Below are 17,431 nucleotides of genomic sequence, written 5' to 3'. Positions count from 1 at the left end.
TAGGCACCTGTGGCGTCATCACTGATGTCATTTTGGTGAACGGCCGGCTACCGGCGATGGTCAACGTTCTATAACTCACAGCTTTTTGTCCTCCCAGGTGCAGGGAGCTGTGGCCGTTGACCATCCAGAGCCGGAGGCCTTGCCCGATGCTGACGCTGTTGCATCTGCTGTCCTCCATCGCGCTTCTGGTCTGGGGGACGCACATCGTGCGCACCGGGATCATGCGGGTGTATGGCTCGCATCTGCGTCGGCTGCTCGGCCACAGCATGGCCAACGCGCCCATGGCTTTTACCGCCGGGATTGGCGTCACTGCGCTGGTACAGAGCAGCAACGCCACCGCCCTGCTGGCTATTTCCTTCGTTGCCCAGGGCCTGATGGCGCTGCCCACCGCACTGGCAATCATGCTTGGCGCCGATGTCGGGACGGCGCTGATGGCGCGGGTGCTGACGCTGGACCTGGCTTGGCTGTCACCACTGTTCACCCTGCTTGGGGTCTGCCTGTTTCTTTCGCGCAAACAGACCCGCGCCGGACAACTCGGCCGGGTGCTGATCGGCCTCGGCCTGATCATTCTCGCGTTGCAACTGATTGTGGCCGCGGCCGCGCCCATCACCGAAGCGCGCGGCATGCGGGTGTTGTTCTCGTCCCTGGCCGGCGACACCTTGCTCGCCGTGGTGGTCGGTGCGCTGTTTGCCGTACTGTCCTATTCCAGCCTTGCCGCCGTGCTGCTGACCGCAACCCTGGCCAGTGCCGGGTTGATCAGCCTGCCGGTTGCCCTTGGCGTGGTTATCGGCGCCAATGTTGGCAGCGGTGTTCTGGCCTGGCTCAACGCCACGCCGCAACCTGCTCCGGCTCGTCGAGTAGCGCTCGGCAACCTGTTGTATAAGCTCGCTGGCCTGCTGGTGCTGCCGTTTCTTCCGATGCTGGTCGAGTGGATGGCGACGCTTGGCTTCAGCGCACAAACCCAGGTGGTCGCGTTTCACCTGGCTTACAACTCGCTGCGCTGCCTGCTGTTGCTGCCAACGGTGGGCCTGATGGCCGGGCTCTGCGAGCGACTGCTACCGGAGCGGGTTCAGGACAACGGCATTGCCCAGCCGCGCCATCTCGACCCCACTGCGCTGGATACGCCGACGCTCGCCTTGGCCAATGCCACGCGCGAAACCCTGCGTATTGGCGACCTGGTGGAAACGATGCTGGCGCGCCTGCTCGAGGCGCTGCGCGAAGACCGGCCGGAGCCCGGCGAGGACATACGTCGTCTGGATGATGACGTGGACGCCCTGTACAGCGGGGTCAAGCTCTACCTGGCACGCATGCCGCGTGACGATCTGGCCGAACAGGAGAGCCGGCGCTGGGCGGAGATCATCGAACTGGCGATAAATCTGGAGCAGGCCGGCGACATCATCGAGCATATGCTGGGCAAGGTGCAGAACCTGAAGATTTCCAAACGCCGCTCGTTCTCCGACAGCGGACTGGATGAGCTCAGCCAGCTGCATACCCTGCTCACTGCCAATCTCGGGCTGGGCTTGTCGGTGTTTCTGTCCGGTGATTCACACAGCGCCCGCCAGCTGCTGCAGCAGAAGCGCCAGTTCCGCAAGCTCGAGCGCGAGTTGGCCCACGCCCATGTCCATCGTCTGCATCAGCAGGTGGTGGAAAGCATCGAAACCAGCGCTGCGCATCTGGAGCTGATCGCCGACATGAAGCGGCTCAACTCATTGTTCTGCAGCGCGGCCTACGCGGCGCTGGAAGGCTCCGGCAACGGCAAACAACGCGCTACTGGCGAGACTTCGACTGCTCGGGAAACACCTACAACCGAGCACCTCCCCGGCAAGCCAGCCTAATCGGCGCAGTGACTAGGCCTGCCCGGCCCACGCAATTACAGGGTTCCACAGGCAAAAAAACCCCGGCGATGCATGGCATGGCCGGGGGCTAGTCAGCGCTGCGAGATGGTCAGTCCAGCTTGCGCCGGCGCTGCATCCAGACCACCAGACCAAAGAGCAGCAAGGCCGGTAGCCACATCCACTCCTTCGGCAGGCGGTCAGTGGGCGCTCGCACCGCGAGGATTTCCTGGTCGAACTGCAGTCCCAGATCGGCGGCTGGACTGCCGAAGGTCACACTGTCGATCAGCACCTTTCCGTCTTCCTCGTAGGTCATCACGCCGAGCTTCTCCAGCTTCTGTTCGCCGGTTTCGCCGTCAGGGATCGCCACCAGCAGGCTGAACTCGCGCATATCACCCACAGCGTCTTCGCCGCGGATGCGCAGGCGCAGCTGGCTGTCCTCATCGACCGCTTCTAGCGCCTGTACCAGCTGGCTCGGCGGTATATCCCGGTACGGGTCGTGGACGATGTCCATCCAGAAGCCTGGGCGGAACAGCGTGAAGGCGATCAACAGCAGCAGGATGCTTTCATACCAGCGGCTACGAACCAGGAAGTAGCCCTGCGTGCCCGCCGCAAAGATCAGCATCGCCAGCGTCGCGATGACGAAAATCACCACGCCGTGCCAGAAGTCCACATCGATCAACAGCAGGTCGGTGTTGAAGATGAACAGGAATGGCAGCGCGGCGGTGCGCAGGCTGTAGTAGAACGCCACCACACCGGTCTTGATCGGATCGCCCTTGGACACAGCAGCAGCCGCGAACGAGGCCAGCCCGACCGGCGGCGTGACGTCCGCCATGATGCCGAAATAGAAGACGAACAGGTGCACCGCAATCAGTGGCACGATCAGCCCGCTTTGCTGACCCAGCGCCACCACAACCGGCGCCAGCAGGCTGGACACCACAATGTAGTTGGCGGTGGTCGGCAGCCCCATGCCGAGAATCAGGCTGAGGAATGCCGTGAGCAGCAGCATCAGCATCAGGTTGCCCATGGACAGCAGCTCGACCAGGTCAGCCAGCACCAGGCCCACACCGGTCTGTGACACCGCGCCGACGATGATCCCGGCCGCCGCTGTGGCGATGCCGATACCGATCATGTTGCGCGCACCGGCAATCAGGCCTTCGCGCAGGTCAACCACGCCATCCATGAAGGTGCCGTGCTGGTGGCTGCCATCCTTGCGCAGCATTGAGAGCAGTGGTCGCTGGGTCAGCAGGATGATGACCAGCATCACTGAACCCCAGAAGGCAGACAGGCCGGGCGACAGACGCTCGACCATCAGGCACCAGACCAGCACCACCACCGGCAGCAGGAAATGCAGCCCTGAGAGCAATACCGGACGCGTCTGCGGCAGTTTCTCCAGCGGGGCGTCGGGATCTTCGGCAGGCAAAGGCGGGTTGCTCGCGGCGACCTTCAGCAGGGCCACATAGACCACGGCCAGCAACACACCAATCACCCAGATTGCCGCATCGCCCAGCGCAGGCTTGAGCCAGCCCAGCCCGTAGTAGACCGCCAGCGACACACCGGAAATCAGTGCGGCGCCAAAGGCAAAGCCAATCAGCCGCTGCATCCAGGGCTTGGCCACGTTTGCGCGAGGCAACGCCGTAAGGCCGAGCTTGAGCGACTCGAGATGAACGATGTAGACCAGCGCAATGTAGGAGATCAGCGCCGGCAAGAAGGCATGCTTGATCACTTCAACGTAGGGGATGCCGACGTACTCGACCATCAGGAAGGCCGCAGCACCCATCACCGGCGGCATGATCTGGCCATTGACCGATGAGGCCACTTCCACCGCGCCGGCCTTCTCCGCAGAGAAACCCGTGCGCTTCATCATCGGGATGGTAAATGTGCCGGTGGTCACCACGTTGGCAATGGAGGAGCCGGAGATCAACCCGGTCATGCCCGACGCCACGACCGCAGCCTTGGCCGGACCACCACGAAAATGACCAAGCAAGCTGAAGGCCAGCTGAATGAAATAATGGCCTGCACCCGCGCGTTCGAGCAGCGCGCCGAACAGCACGAACAGGAACACGAAACTGGTTGAGACGCCCAGGGCGATACCGAATACACCCTCGGTGGTGATCCACTGGTGGTTGGCCAGTGCGGTGAAACTCACCCCGCGGTGCGCCAGCAGGCCGGGCATGTACGGGCCGGCGAGGCTGTAGCCGAGGAAGATCAGCGCTATCACCGCCAGGGCCGGGCCAAGGGCGCGACGCGTGGCCTCCAGCAGCAGCGGAATGCCGATGCAAGCGGTGACCAGGTCCATGGTGGTGAGGTTGCCGGGGCGCTGTGCCAGCTGCTCATAGGCGATGAACAGATAGCCGGCGCTGGCGGCAGCGATCAGCCCGAGCGCGATATCGATCAGTGGCACTCGGTCGCGCGGTGAGCGCTTGAATGCCGGATAGGCGAGGAACGCCAGTAGCAAGGCGAACGCCAGGTGAATCGAACGCGCCTCGGTGTTGTTGAACACACCGGTGCGCAGCATGAAGGGCAACGGCGAGGCGATCCACAGCTGGAACAGCGACCAGAGCAGCGCGAGGCCGGCGATCAGCTTGGCCATGACGCCTTCGGGCAGCCGCGCGCCGACGTCCTTGGCAATCAGCTCTTCAGTGGAAAGTTGGTTGTCTTGCATGAAATCTGGCCTGTTTTTTCAGGGAACGGAAACCGCGAAACCCGCGGCACAAGGCACGCGGGTTCTCAGGCGAAAGCGGACGGAGGACCGCCCACCATGATGCAGCGAGCCGTAAGGCCGTTACATCCAGCCTCGTTCCTTGTAGTAGCGCACTGCACCATCATGCAGAGGTGCAGACAGACCTACCTTGATCATGTCTTCCGGCTTCAGGTCCTTGAAAGCAGGGTGCAGACGCTGGAAGCGCTCGATATTTTCGAACACCGACTTGACCAGCTTGTAGACCACTTCGTCATCGACCTTGGACGTGGTGGAGAGCACTGCCTTGCCGCCAATCGACTGCGTGGCGCTGTCATTGCCCTTGTACATGCCGCCCGGGATTTCAGCCTTGGTGTAGTAGCTCTTCTCGGACAGCAGCTTGTCGATCTCCGGGCCGGTGATCGGAACCAAAACGGCATCGACGGTGGTGGTCGCTTCCTGAATCGCGCCATTGGGGTGACCGACGAAATAGGTCATGGCATCGATGTTGTTGTCGCCCAGAGCGCTGGCTTGCTCAGCCGGCTTCAGTTCGGCAGCCAGCGAGAAGGCCGACTTGTCCCAGCCCTTCTCCTTCATGATTTCTTCAAGGGTGTCCCGCTGACCGGAGCCGGGATTACCAATATTGACGCGTTTGCCTTTCAGATCATCCAGGCTCTTGATGTTTGCATCACGGCGCGCCAGTACGGTGAAGACTTCGCTTTGCAGCGAGAACACGGCACGGATGTCTTCCATCGCGCCTTCGCTCTTGAACGGCTCCAGGCCTTCCATAGCCTTGTACTGGTGATCCGACTGCATGATGCCGAAGTTGAACTCGCCGCTGCGCAGCCCATTGACGTTCGCCACGCCGCCGCCGCTGGCTGGCGCGTTGCACTTGAGGTCCTCGGCGTTACGGTTGACGAAGCGGCAGATCGACTGACCCGCGACGTAGTAGACGCCCGTCTGACCACCGGTACCGATGGTGACGAATTGCTCTTGCGCCTGAGCCATACCGCTCAGACCAGTTCCCGCCAACGCGGCGGAAAATATCCATGCCAAGGATTTGCCTTTCATGGATCCACTCCTTATTGGTTGTTTTGGAATTGCCCTGCAGGCCTCGTGAGCCACGCGGGACGTTTGGAGTCTAGCAGGCCGATGCCCCGCTAACAGCCCGGACGGCAACCTCAGCGCTTCATGGCCGCCCTATGACCCTGGCTATGACCGCTTTCGAGATACAGGGTTGCTCGTCAAAGTGGATAAAACCTGAAAAACCTATACAGATATATGTACAGGAATCTTAATGCGTATAAGATTGCTCATGGCACCGCGCCATTACCCGACTAATGAGCTCGGTCTTTTGGTCGAATAGATGACTGGATACCGTGATATCACAATGACATCACCCACATCATTGTTGCTGCCCTACGACCGGAGCTATTTGCGAGCCGCAGCGCTCCGAGGCCGACTGATGCAGGGTTCAGCGAGACCGAACAGGATCCGTTTGGAAGTCCGAGGAATTCACCGCAAGGTGGTTAGCAAGGTTGCGAGGTGCGCCAGTCCGGGCACCGGTCAAGACGTCCGTGGCGGAACAACTAGCTAGCTCCAGAGAACTTCACCATGCGCTTGAACTTACCGGTCACCGGACGCGACGTATCCTTCAGTGAGACAGCCAACATACTGTCCACCACCGATCTCAACGGTGATATCACCTATGTGAACCCCGATTTCATCAAGATCAGCGGTTTTGAAGAATGTGAATTGCTGGGTCAGCATCACAATATCGTCCGCCATCCCGACATGCCTCCCGAAGCATTCGGTGATCTCTGGTCCAGCGTTCGTGCTGGCAGATCATGGATGGGCATGGTGAAGAACCGTTGCAAGAATGGTGATCACTACTGGGTCAGCGCCTTTGTCACCCCGATCAGCCGCAACGGGAAGGTGGTCGAGTATCAATCGGTGCGGACCAAGCCGCAGGCCGCTCAAGTGGCAGCAGCCGAAACGCTCTATGCGCAGCTTCGGGAAAAGCGGCCACCAGCGGCTCTGCGTCGCGCGCCCCTCAGTGCCCGCAGCCGCGTGGCGCTTCTCGTCGCGCTCGTTGCTGCACCCTGCGCCATCGGGGGCGCATTGTTAGGTGGCGCAGGCCTTGTGGCCGCGCTGGGAGCAGCAGCAGCGGCAGCGATGGGTGGGAGCGTGCTGGCGTACGTTGCGCTGGCACCGCTGCAACGTCTCGCTGCTCAGGCTCGTCAGGTTGGAGACGATGCAGTCGGTCAACTGGTCTATGCGGGCCGCCGCGACGAGTTCGGTCAGCTCAGTTATGCGATGAAACTTCTGGAAACCGAAGCCGGCGCCATGGTCGGCCGAATTGGCGATGCTTCACGCCAGCTGAGCACGCATGCTCGGGAGCTGGTGGGCGCCATGGACAGCAGTGCACAGAGCGCATCGCGCCAACAGAGCGAAACCGACCAGGTTGCCACCGCCATCAACCAGATGGCGATGAGCGTGCAGGAAGTCGCCAACAACGCCCAGCGCACCGCCGAAGCGGCTAGCCGAGCGAACAGTGAAGCTGCAACCGGCACGGATGTGGTCAATCAGACGGGCGCAGCTATCGGCCGACTGGCCCAGGACATTCAGCACGCCGGCGATGTCATTCACGAGCTGGAGGCGCACAGCAACGATATTACCAAGGTGCTGGATGTCATCCGCGGCATCGCCGAGCAGACCAACCTGCTAGCACTCAACGCTGCCATCGAAGCCGCCCGGGCGGGGGAGCAGGGGCGTGGCTTCGCTGTGGTCGCGGACGAGGTTCGCAGCCTGGCGTCACGGACACAGCAGTCCACCCAGGAAATCAACGCCATGATCGCGGCGCTGCAGGGCGGAGCGCGTCAGGCGGTGCAGGTGATGCAACGCAGCCGAGATCAGGCCATGGAAAGTGTCGAGCAGGCCGAGCAGGCGGCACGCTCGCTTCAAGGCATCAACCATCGAGTGAACGAGATCAGCGACATGAGCCTGCAGATTGCCTCGGCGGTCGAGCAGCAAAGTGCCGTAAGCGAGAACATCAATCAGAACATCGTGAGCATTCGCAGCGGCTCCGACCACCATGTAGAAAGCGGACTGCGCAGCCGAGAGACCGCTTCGGGTGTCGCTCAGCTGGCTGACAGCATGGAAATGCTGGTACAGCAATTCTGGACTCGGCGACGCGGCTAGCCGGCCGAGAAGGCTCCGAGCCCCGTTCCGATGGATGGCCGAGCCGTTAGTAGCCTGGCAGTGGTATCAAAGCGACATTAGCCGTATCGTTTGAATGGCCAAACCACTGCCTGACCCTATCGGTTGCCTACGCGTCGCGACGGGTCGTTTGACGAGACCTTTCACCCGATGCGCTTCCGCCGGCTTTTACTCTGCCTTCTAACAGCCTTTGCCAGCCTCATGTCGGGCCAGGTAACCGCTGCTGTGGTTCCTGGCGTCGTCAGTAAAAGCGGTGCAGCACTCCAAGTGGGCGGGCTGGAGTGGGTATCCGGGCATTCGGACGCCGGCTTCGCGACGGCTCAAGCGGCCTCCTGGCAATGGCAGCCGTTGGCCAAGCCCAACCTCAAGAAACAGCCTGAAGGCGTTTGGGTGCGCTTCGACCTTGACAGCCGGGCAGCCAACGCCGACCGCTGGTACCTGAGCCTGCAATGGCCAATCCTGGACAATGTGCGTGTTCGCCTGTTCTACCCGGCCGAGGGCGAGTGGGGTCCGCTGATGCAGGCTGGCGATCACATACCCAAGAGCCATCAACCGCTGGCAGACCACAACCTGGTCTTCCCGCTGGAGCTGCGGGCCAATGATCGAGCCGTGGTGTACATGCATGTACAGGCGCACGAGCTGATGGCCTTGCCAATGGTCATCTTTGACGAGACGGCGTTCGCAGCAGGAAAGTTTACCGACATCGCGTTGATCAGCCTGTTCTTTGGCGGGATGCTGGTGATCCTTCTCTATAACAGCAGCCTGTTTGTGTTCACTCGGGACGTGGCCTATCTGCTCTATGTCCTCTATCTGCTCAGCGCGCTTTTTTACGTCCTTACGATCACCGGCTTCGGTCAGTTGTTTCTGTGGCCCGAAATGCCACAGATCGCCCGCCGTTTCTACGCGCTATCCGCGGCGCTGTGCTTTTTTACCCCGCTAGTGTTCGCCAGTCGCTTTCTCAAGATTCGTCGCTACGGCGGCTGGCCCTGGCTGGTCACCTGGGTGCTGATGGGCTACTGGGGCGTGGTGATTCTGGTCCTCTTGTTCGCGCCCTCGCTCGGACGCTATCTAATGGCCGAGCAGATCGCGCTGGTGCATTGCATCCTGACGATGGCCGCCGTCATCAACCTGTGGGTTCGCGGCAACAGTTCGGCAAGGCTGTTCACGATTGCCTGGTCGACACTGCTACTGGCGACCATCGTCCATCTGCTGGCGCTGGACGGCATGCTGCCGTTGAACCCGCTGACCCTGCACGGCCAGCTGATCGGTATGTTTGCCGAGTTCGTTCTGCTTTCCATGGCATTGGCGCAGCGCATCAATCAGGAGCGGGACCGCCGGGTTCTGGCTCAGCAGAGCGCACTGCAAGCATCTGAGGCGCTTGTTCATGAACGCGAACAGCGTCTGCAGGCGCAACAACAGGCCCTGGAGGCGCAGGTACGCGCAAACGAGGCGCTCGAAGCACGGGTCTACGAGCGCACCCGTGCGCTTGAAGATGCCAAGCGCGGCCTGGAAATGGTCAACGAACAGCTCACTCGCCTGAGCGTCACCGATGCGTTGACCCAGCTGTCGAACCGCGGCCATTTCGACGTGATGATCGACGAGGAAATCCGCCGCGCACAGCGCACCGAGACGCCGCTGTCGGTGCTGCTGCTGGACATCGACCATTTCAAGCGGGTCAACGATAGCTACGGGCATCCGTTCGGCGATGACTGCCTGCGCCTGGTAGCCGATACGCTCAGGCAATACGGTCAACGGGCGGGCGATGTGGTTGCACGCTATGGCGGCGAAGAATTCGTCATGGCGCTGCCCGGCATGAACAGCCGCGAAGCCCGCGAGCAAGCTGAGCGAATCCGCGCGGCGGTGGCAGCGCTGCGGCCTGTTTACGACGGGGAGCGCCTGGCGTTGACCATCAGCATCGGCGTCGCAAGCCTGCAGCCGCCGGCGAGTTGCACCTCAGCGCAACTGCTGGCGTCCGCTGACACGGCACTCTATCGGGCCAAACACAACGGCCGTAATCAGGTGGCGATTGCCGAACCGGACGAGGCCACCGAGCTGTCAGTCAGCTGAAGCGGGAGCCGGTGGAGGGAAGCTCACCTTGACCAGCAGCCCGCCCAGCGCGCCCTGACCGAGCTCGACAGTGGCCCGATGGGCACGAATAATTTCGCCGACAATGGCAAGGCCAAGCCCGGCCCCCTGCCCCTGCTGATGCACCCGATAAAATCGCGCAAAGACCTTGTCGCGCTCAGGCTCCGGTATTCCCGGCCCATCGTCCTCGACCTCCAGCACGCCGCCTTTCGCTACCCGTAGCACCACGTTGCCATCTTTGGGTGTGTGCGCCAGGGCGTTATCCAGCAAGTTGCTCAGCAGTTCAGTCAGCAGCGTCGGCTCGCCGTCGATCCAGACCGGCTGCTCGGCTTCCAGCGCCAGCGCGACGCCGCGCTTGTGCGCCAGCGCGGCCATCGCCAGCCCCAGCTCGCGTGCCAGCTGGCTGAGGTCGAGGCGCTGGGCGCCGCCTTCGGCAATCGATTGCGCACCGGTTTCGATGCGCGCCAGCGACAGCAGCTGATTGGCCAGGTGAATTACCCGGTCGGTGTGCGCGCCAGCCTCTTCCAGGGTTTCCTGCCAGCGCTGCGGTTGCGCCTCACGTTGCCCGAGTTCGATACGCGCCTTGAGCGCCGCCAAGGGCGTACGCAACTCATGGGCGGCGTCGGCAATGAACTGCGCCTGCCGTTCGAACTGCCCGCGCAAACGCTCGGTGAACTGATTGAGCGCAGCAACCAGTGGTTTGAGTTCGCGCTGCACGGTAATCAACGGCAACGGCCGCAGATCGTCAGGCTGTCGCGCCTCGACGGCCTCGCTGAGTTTGCCCAGCGGCCGCAGCGCCGCGCTGACCGCTAGCCAGACCAGCAGCAGCGCGGTAACAGCCAGCAGACCGACCCGCCACAGGGTGTCGATCAAGAGGCTGCGAGCCAGGCGCTCACGCGCGCCCAGCGTCTCGGCGACGCGGATTTCAGCAATGCCGTTGAGCTCTGGCTCGCTCACCGGCTGCAGCAGACTCACCAGCCGCACACCCTCGCCGCGGAATTCTCCGTCATAGAAGCGAGCCAGCGCGGGATAGTCATCAGTGCGACGAATCTCGGCGCTCGGCGCCGGCAGATGCTCGTAGCCGCTCACCAGCCGCCCTTCGGTATCCAGCACCTGGTAATAGATACGCCCGGCGCTGTCGTAGGCAAAGGTGTCCAGCGCCACATAGGGCACATTGGCGCGTAGCTGCCCATCGCTGGCGACCAGGCCATCCGCGATGGCGCGGGCCGAGGCCAGCAAGGTCCGGTCATAGGCGGTGTCGGCGGCGGCGCGCCCGTTCCAGTAGGCGCTCCAGCCACTGAACAGCATCAGCAGGGTCAGCAGCATGGCCAGTCTGCGCAGCAAGCCACCGCGCAAACTGCCCGCGCGCGCGGGTAGCGCGTCAGGCATCCGCTGCCTCCAGCAGATAGCCCAACCCACGGAAGGTCACGATACGCACCGAGCTGCCTTCGAGTTTCTTGCGCAGCCGGTGGATGTAGATTTCGATCGCATCGGCACTGGCGTCCTCGTCGAGACCGAATACCTGCGCCGCCAGTTGATCCTTGCTCATGACCCGACCGGGCCGGGTGATCAGCGCCTCGAGCACCGCCTGCTCGCGTGAGGTCAGGCTGAGCGGCTGGCCGCCGAGACTGAAACGCCGCGCATCCAGGTCATAGACCAGCGGCCCGCAGCTCTGCTGACGTTCGCCGGCGGCCACGCTACGCCGCAACAACGCCTTGACTCGTGCCTCAAGCTCGGAGAGTTCGAACGGTTTGGCCAGGTAGTCATCGGCACCCAGATTGAGCCCATGCACCCGATCGGTCACCTCCCCGCGCGCTGTGAGCATCAGCACCGGCAGGGTCTTGCCGCGTTTGCGCAGGCGCGACAGCACTTGAAAGCCGTCGAGCCTGGGCAGCCCGACATCAAGGATCGCCAGTGCGTAGTCCTCCGTCGACAACGCCAGATCAGCAGCCACGCCATCGTTGAGCAGGTCAACCGTCCATCCGGCCGCGCGCAACGCCTGCGCCACGCTTTCAGCCAACTGGGGGTGGTCCTCGACCAGAAGAATCCGCATTGCCTGTCCTCTGCCACACACGGAACGGGGCGCCAGTGTAGCGGCAAGGCACGCCACACGCTGCTTTCACCCCTGAAAGCCTGGCGAAAGTTTCGCCGCCTAGGATCGGGATCAGGTGGCTCGATCCACCTGGCGCGGCACAACGCCGCCACAACAAAAACAATAGTGGAGATTGAAGGATGCTGACTGTCGTCAGAATTAAACCCGCCCCTGCTCGTCTTGCCCTCGCCGTCGCGGCTGCCTCCCTGGCGCCCATGGCTCAGGCCGATTTCATCGAAGACAGCAGCGCGACTCTGCAAACCCAGAACATCTACCTCAATCGCGATTTCCGCGAAGGCTCCGGCCAGTCCAAACGTGAAGAATGGGCACAGGGCTTTCTGCTCAACATCGAATCCGGCTTCACCGAAGGCACCGTTGGCTTCGGCCTCGACGCCATGGGCATGCTCGGCGTCAAGCTCGACTCCGGCGGCGGCCGCGCCAACACCGATCTACTCCCTGTCCGCGACGATGGCAGCACCCCGGACGAATTCAGCCGCCTCGGCCTGACAGCCAAGGCGAAGATCTCGGAAACCGAACTCCGCTACGGCAGCCACATCCCGGAAACACCCGTGGTAAAAGCCAGTGACAGCCGCACCCTGCCCCAGGTCTTCGAAGGTGCGATCTTGATCTCTCAGGACGTGACCGGCCTGACCTTGACCGGTGGGCGCCTGGACAAGGTCATCGACCGTGCCTCGACCAATTCCCAGGAACTGCAGATCAACAACAAAAATGGTCGTTTCGACAGCGCGGCCGAGGCCGATCACCTGACCTTTGCCGGCGCGCGCTATGACTTCAACGAAAAGCTCATCGGCACTTACTACGCGGCTGAGCTAGACGACATTTACCGCCAGCATTTCTTCAATCTGCAGGCCGTGCAGCCGCTGGGCAAGAACTCGGCGTTGACCGCCGACCTGCGCCTGATGATCAGCGACGACACCGGCGCGGCCAATGCCGGCAAGATCGACAACCAGGCCTGGAACGGCATGGTGGGTTACAGCCTCGGCGGTCATAAGCTCAGCCTCGCCTATCAGCAGATGAATGGCGACACCGGCTACGCCTATATCGATGGCGGCGATCCCTACCTGGTCAACTTCGTCCAGATCAACGATTTCGCCAATGCCGACGAGCGCTCCTGGCAGGCGCGTTACGACTACAACTTCGCCTCCATCGGCGTGCCCGGGCTGACCTTCCTGACCCGCTACATTTCCGGCGACAACGCCGAATACAGCGGCGGCAGCAACGGCAGCGAGTGGGAACGCGACATCGAGCTCAAGTACGTCGTGCAAACCGGTCCGCTGAAGAATGTCGCCGTGCGCATGCGCAACGCCATGTTCCGCTCCGATTTCGCCCGTGACGCCGACGAAAACCGTCTGATCGTCAGCTACAGCCTGCCGATCTGGTAAAGCCGTCCACAATAAGAATCAAAGGAGACACCCATGAAGACTGCAATCCGCCGTATCGCCCTGCTTTCGTCCTGCCTGGTTCTGTCCGGCCAGCTGATGGCCGAGCCCAAGCGCCCCGAGTGCATCGCCCCGGCCAAGCCCGGCGGCGGTTTCGACCTCACCTGCAAGCTGGCCCAGAGCGGGCTGAAAGATTCCGGTCTGCTCGAGGCGCCAATGCGGGTCACCTATATGCCTGGCGGTGTCGGCGCTGTGGCCTACAACGCGGTGATCGCCCAGCGCGCCGACGACCCGTCGACCATCACGGCGTTCTCCAGCGGCTCGCTGCTGAACCTGGCGCAGGGCAAGTTCGGTCGTTACGACGAAACCGACGTGCGCTGGCTGGCCGGCATCGGCACCGATTACGGCGCCATTTCGGTACGCGCCGACGCGCCCTACAAGGACCTTGACGACCTCATCGCTGCGGTGAAGAAGGATCCGGCCAGCGTTGTCTTTGGTGCCGGCGCCACCATTGGTGGTCAGGACTGGATGCAGACCGCGCTGATCGCCCGTGCCGCTGGCGTGGATCCGAAGAAGCTGCGCTACGTCGCCTTCGAAGGCGGCGGTGAAACCCTCACGGCCATGCTGGGCGGCCACGTCCAGGTGACCAGCAGCGGTCTCGGCGAAGTCGCCCCGCAGCTCGAAGCCGGCAAGATTCGCGTGCTCGCCGTGCTGTCCGATGATCGCCTGCCCGGCAAGCTGTCGGATCTGCCAACAGCCAAGGAACAGGGCTACGACATCAGCTGGCCGGTGATCCGTGGCTTCTACATGGGCCCAGAAGTCAGTGATGAAGATTTCAACTGGTGGAAGACCCAGTTCGACACCCTGCTGGCCGACGAGGACTTTGCCAAGCTGCGCGAGCAGCGTGATCTGTTCCCGCTGTCGATGACCGGCGATGAGCTCAAGACCTTCGTCAACAAGCAGGTCGCCGATTACAAGGAACTCGCTGCCGAGTTCGGTCTGGTCAAGTAACACCCTGCCGCTCGCGGCTTTCGGTCCCGACGGACCGGTAGCCGCGGCCGGCTCCTCCCGAGGTATTCCATCATGTACGTTCGTGTCTTTGCCGCGGCCTGGCTGCTCGCCTGCGCCGGCCTCGCGCTGCTCGCCTGGGGGTTCGAGGCGCCCTTCGCCTACGACCCGGTCGGCCCGCGCGCCTACCCGCTACTGCTGCTGTTCCTGATGGCTTGCGGCGCGCTCTGGCTGCTCTGCAAACCACACGGCGAGCCGACGCCTCGTTTCGACTGGACGATGGCGCGTCGCGCCCTCTACTGCGTGCTGGTACTGCTGGCGTACGCAGTGCTGTTCGAGAAGCTTGGCTTTGTCATCACCACGGCGCTGGCCACCTTCGCCCTGGGCCTCTTGTTCAACGGACGCCTGCTGCCGTGCCTGATCAGCGGCGTGCTGATGGGCGTGCTGCTCTTTGGCCTGTTCGACCTGTTGCTTGATGTGCCGCTGCCGCTCGGTGTGCTGCGCTTGCTGGAGAGCTGAAAATGGAAACCTTGAATTTCTTGTGGCAGGGCTTCGATGTCGCCACGCGACCGATGAACCTGCTTGTAGCGCTGTTCGGCGCCTTTGTTGGCACTGTGGTTGGTCTGCTGCCTGGACTCGGCCCGATCAACGGCGTGGCTCTGCTGCTGCCCCTGGCTTTTGCCCTGGGCCTGCCGCCGGAAACCGCACTTATCCTCCTGGCTGCTGTGTATCTGGGCTGCGAGTACGGCGGGCGTATTTCGGCCATCCTGCTAAATGTCCCTGGCGACGCAGCTGCAGTGATGACCACCCTCGACGGTTATCCGCTGGCACGTCAGGGCAAGGCGGGCATCGCCCTGTCGTTGTCGGCGGTCAGTTCGTTCATCGGCAGCATCATCGCCACCTGCGGTGTGGTGCTGTTCGCGCCGCTGCTGGCGAAATGGGCCGTGGCGTTCGGCCCGGCTGAGTACTTCGTGCTGATGATCTTCGCCATCGCCTGCCTGGGCGGCATGGTCGGTGACAAGCCGGTCAAGACGCTGATGGCAGCATTGATCGGCCTTGGTCTGGCAACGGTCGGCGTGGACTCCACGACCGGCGTTTACCGCTTCACCTTCGGCAGCGTAAGCCTGTCGGACGGCATCCAGTTCGTCATCGTGGTGATCGGCTTCTTCAGCGTCAGCGAGGTGCTGTTGATGCTGGAAAAGACTCACAGCGGGCAAAAAGCGGTCAAGGCCAGCGGACGTCTGTTGTTCAACTTCAAGGAGTTCTGCCAGACCTTCTGGACCATGGTGCGTAGCGCTTGCGCGGGTTTCGTCATCGGCACCCTACCCGGCGCCGGGGCGACCATCGCCAGCGCCATGACCTACATGAGCGAAAAGCGCATGGCCGGTGATAGTGGCAAGTTTGGTGAGGGCGACCTGCGCGGCCTGGCCGCACCGGAAGCCGCCAACAACGCCTCCGCCTGCGGCTCACTGATCCCGATGCTGACCCTCGGTGTACCAGGCTCTGGCACCACGGCGGTGATGATCGGCGCGCTGACGCTGTACAACATCACACCCGGCCCGCTGCTGTTCGAGCAGCAGCCTGACGTGGTCTGGGGTCTGATCGCCTCGCTGTTCATCGGCAACGTCATCCTGCTGGTGATGAACATCCCGCTGGTCGGGCTGTTCTCCAAGATGCTCAGCGTGCCCAACTGGGTGCTGGTGCCGGCGATCACCGCGATCAGCGTGGTGGGCGTGTACTCGGTGCACAGCACCACGTTCGACCTGGTGCTGATGGTGGGTCTCGGTGTGTTCGGCTATCTGCTGCGCAAGCTTGAGTTCCCGCTGTCGTCGCTGATCCTCGGGTTCGTCCTCGGCGAGATGATGGAAGACAACCTGCGCCGTGCGCTGTCGATCTCCGCAGGCGACCTGGGCATCCTCTGGGGTAGCCCGATCACCCTGGTGCTCTGGGCTATGGCCGCTCTGATGCTGGCGATGCCGGGCCTGCGCTGGTGGCGCCAGCGCCGCCGCGCCAAACTGAACGAGGCGCACGCCTGATATGCCGCGCCCGCTGCCGGGTTGGTGGGCGACGCCTCTGGTCGGCGCCCTCGGCGGCTGGCTGGCAAGCCTGGCGAACTGGCCGCTGCCATGGATGGTCGGTTCGCTGCTGGCGGTCATTGCGGTGCGCTGCAGTGGGTGGCTGGTCAACGAGATCCCCCGAGGACGCCAGACCGGCCAGTGGTTGATCGCCAGCGCTATCGGTCTGCATTTCACCAGCGAGGTCATGCAGCAGGTGCTCCAGCACTTTGGAGTGATTCTCGCCGGTGCACTGTGCACCCTGCTCTTGAGCCTGATCGGCATCTTCATCCTGCTGCGCAGCGGCACCGACCGCGCCACGGCGTTCTTCTCCAGCATGCCGGGCGGCGCCAGCGAGATGGTCAATCTGGCCAGCCGCCACGCGGCGCAGCCAGCAATGGTGGCCGCAGCGCATAGCATGCGTCTGCTGCTGGTGGTGCTGATCATTCCCGCGCTGTTTACCTGGAGCCTGCCCTCCGTTGACGCCCCACCACCGTCTCCGGTCAGCTGGCCTTGGCTGGCTGTGCTATTGCCGGCGGGCGGGCTGCTTGCGCTGCTCTGGAAGCGGCTCGGCCAACCCAACCCCTGGATGCTTGGGCCGCTGACGGTCTGTGCCGTCGCCAGTGCCACCTTCGATCTGCATCTGGGCATGCCTGAGGGTGTTGGCCAGCTTGGACAATGGTTGATCGGCTGCTCGCTGGGCTGTCACTTCGATCGGCCGTTCTTTCGCAGCGCGCCGCGATTCATGCTGCGCATCTTGCTGTTTACGCTGTTGGCCATGCTCGCTGCAGCGGGCCTCGCCGAAGTGCTCGGTTGGGCGGCTACGCTGAACCAGACGTCGCTGATGCTGGGGATGATGCCAGGCGGGATTACTGAGCTGTGCCTGACAGCCGAGGCGCTGCAGCTATCGGTCGCGCTGGTCACCGCTTTGCAGGTGCTGCGGTTGTTCCTGGTGATGTTTCTCGCCGAACCGTTATTTCGGGTCTGGCAACGAGCCACGCTTTAACCCGCCGATTGGCGGGTTCTTTTTTAGCGCTACTCGAAACCCTTGTTTGCACCGG

General features: G+C 62.8%; 12 protein-coding genes. 8 read left to right on the top strand and 4 right to left on the bottom strand.

The window, feature by feature from the left end; translation table 11 throughout:
• Positions 1 to 146: 146 nt before the first annotated feature.
• Positions 147 to 1,835: a Na/Pi cotransporter family protein gene (locus tag ALTERO38_RS00315; protein ID WP_159966844.1), complete on the top strand. Its 1,689-nt coding sequence runs from the start codon at positions 147 to 149 to the stop codon at positions 1,833 to 1,835.
• Between the two features lie 109 nt (positions 1,836 to 1,944).
• Here ALTERO38_RS00315 and ALTERO38_RS00310 read toward each other — a convergent pair whose 3' ends face one another.
• Positions 1,945 to 4,497 (bottom strand): TRAP transporter permease, encoded by a 2,553-nt coding sequence (locus tag ALTERO38_RS00310; RefSeq protein ID WP_159966843.1) that lies wholly within the window; start codon positions 4,495 to 4,497, stop codon positions 1,945 to 1,947.
• 120 nt (positions 4,498 to 4,617) lie between these two features.
• The gene (locus ALTERO38_RS00305) at positions 4,618 to 5,583 is read right to left on the bottom strand and encodes a TAXI family TRAP transporter solute-binding subunit (protein WP_148925518.1); all 966 of its coding nucleotides are present in this window, start codon (positions 5,581 to 5,583) and stop codon (positions 4,618 to 4,620) included.
• 543 nt (positions 5,584 to 6,126) lie between these two features.
• Between ALTERO38_RS00305 and ALTERO38_RS00300 the strand changes: the two genes are divergently transcribed.
• The gene (locus ALTERO38_RS00300) at positions 6,127 to 7,713 is read left to right on the top strand and encodes a PAS domain-containing methyl-accepting chemotaxis protein (RefSeq protein WP_159966842.1); all 1,587 of its coding nucleotides are present in this window, start codon (positions 6,127 to 6,129) and stop codon (positions 7,711 to 7,713) included.
• A 219-nt stretch (positions 7,714 to 7,932) separates the two neighbouring features.
• Positions 7,933 to 9,798: a diguanylate cyclase gene (locus ALTERO38_RS00295; RefSeq protein ID WP_256663736.1), complete on the top strand. Its 1,866-nt coding sequence runs from the start codon at positions 7,933 to 7,935 to the stop codon at positions 9,796 to 9,798.
• Here ALTERO38_RS00295 and ALTERO38_RS00290 read toward each other — a convergent pair.
• Together ALTERO38_RS00290 and ALTERO38_RS00285 are read right to left on the bottom strand one after the other, a co-directional pair.
• A complete protein-coding gene (locus ALTERO38_RS00290) occupies positions 9,787 to 11,205 on the bottom strand; it encodes a sensor histidine kinase (protein ID WP_148925520.1) in 1,419 nt (472 codons plus the stop codon). The two genes, ALTERO38_RS00295 and ALTERO38_RS00290, sit on opposite strands and share 12 nt — an antisense overlap.
• The gene (locus ALTERO38_RS00285) at positions 11,198 to 11,869 is read right to left on the bottom strand and encodes a response regulator (RefSeq protein WP_102836604.1); all 672 of its coding nucleotides are present in this window, start codon (positions 11,867 to 11,869) and stop codon (positions 11,198 to 11,200) included. The genes ALTERO38_RS00290 and ALTERO38_RS00285 overlap by 8 nt, the downstream gene beginning before the upstream one ends.
• 179 nt (positions 11,870 to 12,048) lie before the next feature.
• Between ALTERO38_RS00285 and ALTERO38_RS00280 the strand changes: the two genes are divergently transcribed.
• From ALTERO38_RS00280 to ALTERO38_RS00260, 5 genes are all read left to right on the top strand, one after another.
• Complete coding sequence (locus ALTERO38_RS00280; protein ID WP_159966840.1) at positions 12,049 to 13,311, top strand: OprD family porin; 1,263 nt, start codon at positions 12,049 to 12,051, stop codon at positions 13,309 to 13,311.
• A gap of 33 nt (positions 13,312 to 13,344) precedes the next feature.
• Positions 13,345 to 14,319, top strand: a complete 975-nt coding sequence (locus ALTERO38_RS00275) for a tripartite tricarboxylate transporter substrate binding protein (protein WP_159966839.1) — start codon at positions 13,345 to 13,347, stop codon at positions 14,317 to 14,319.
• A 72-nt stretch (positions 14,320 to 14,391) separates the two neighbouring features.
• Complete coding sequence (locus ALTERO38_RS00270) at positions 14,392 to 14,835, top strand: tripartite tricarboxylate transporter TctB family protein (RefSeq protein ID WP_102836601.1); 444 nt, start codon at positions 14,392 to 14,394, stop codon at positions 14,833 to 14,835.
• Between the two features lie 2 nt (positions 14,836 to 14,837).
• Positions 14,838 to 16,352, top strand: coding sequence for a tripartite tricarboxylate transporter permease (locus tag ALTERO38_RS00265; RefSeq protein WP_102836600.1), 1,515 nt, complete (start codon positions 14,838 to 14,840; stop codon positions 16,350 to 16,352).
• A gap of 1 nt (position 16,353) precedes the next feature.
• Positions 16,354 to 17,376 carry an AbrB family transcriptional regulator gene (locus tag ALTERO38_RS00260; RefSeq protein ID WP_159966838.1) on the top strand — a complete coding sequence of 341 codons (1,023 nt, stop codon included), beginning with the start codon at positions 16,354 to 16,356 and terminating at the stop codon, positions 17,374 to 17,376.
• The last annotated feature ends 55 nt before the right edge of the window (positions 17,377 to 17,431 follow it).

The organism is Pseudomonas sp. 9Ag, from assembly GCF_902506445.1.
Lineage (GTDB): Bacteria > Pseudomonadota > Gammaproteobacteria > Pseudomonadales > Pseudomonadaceae > Stutzerimonas > Stutzerimonas stutzeri_AB.
This window is presented reverse-complemented; position numbering and strand designations above follow the sequence as displayed.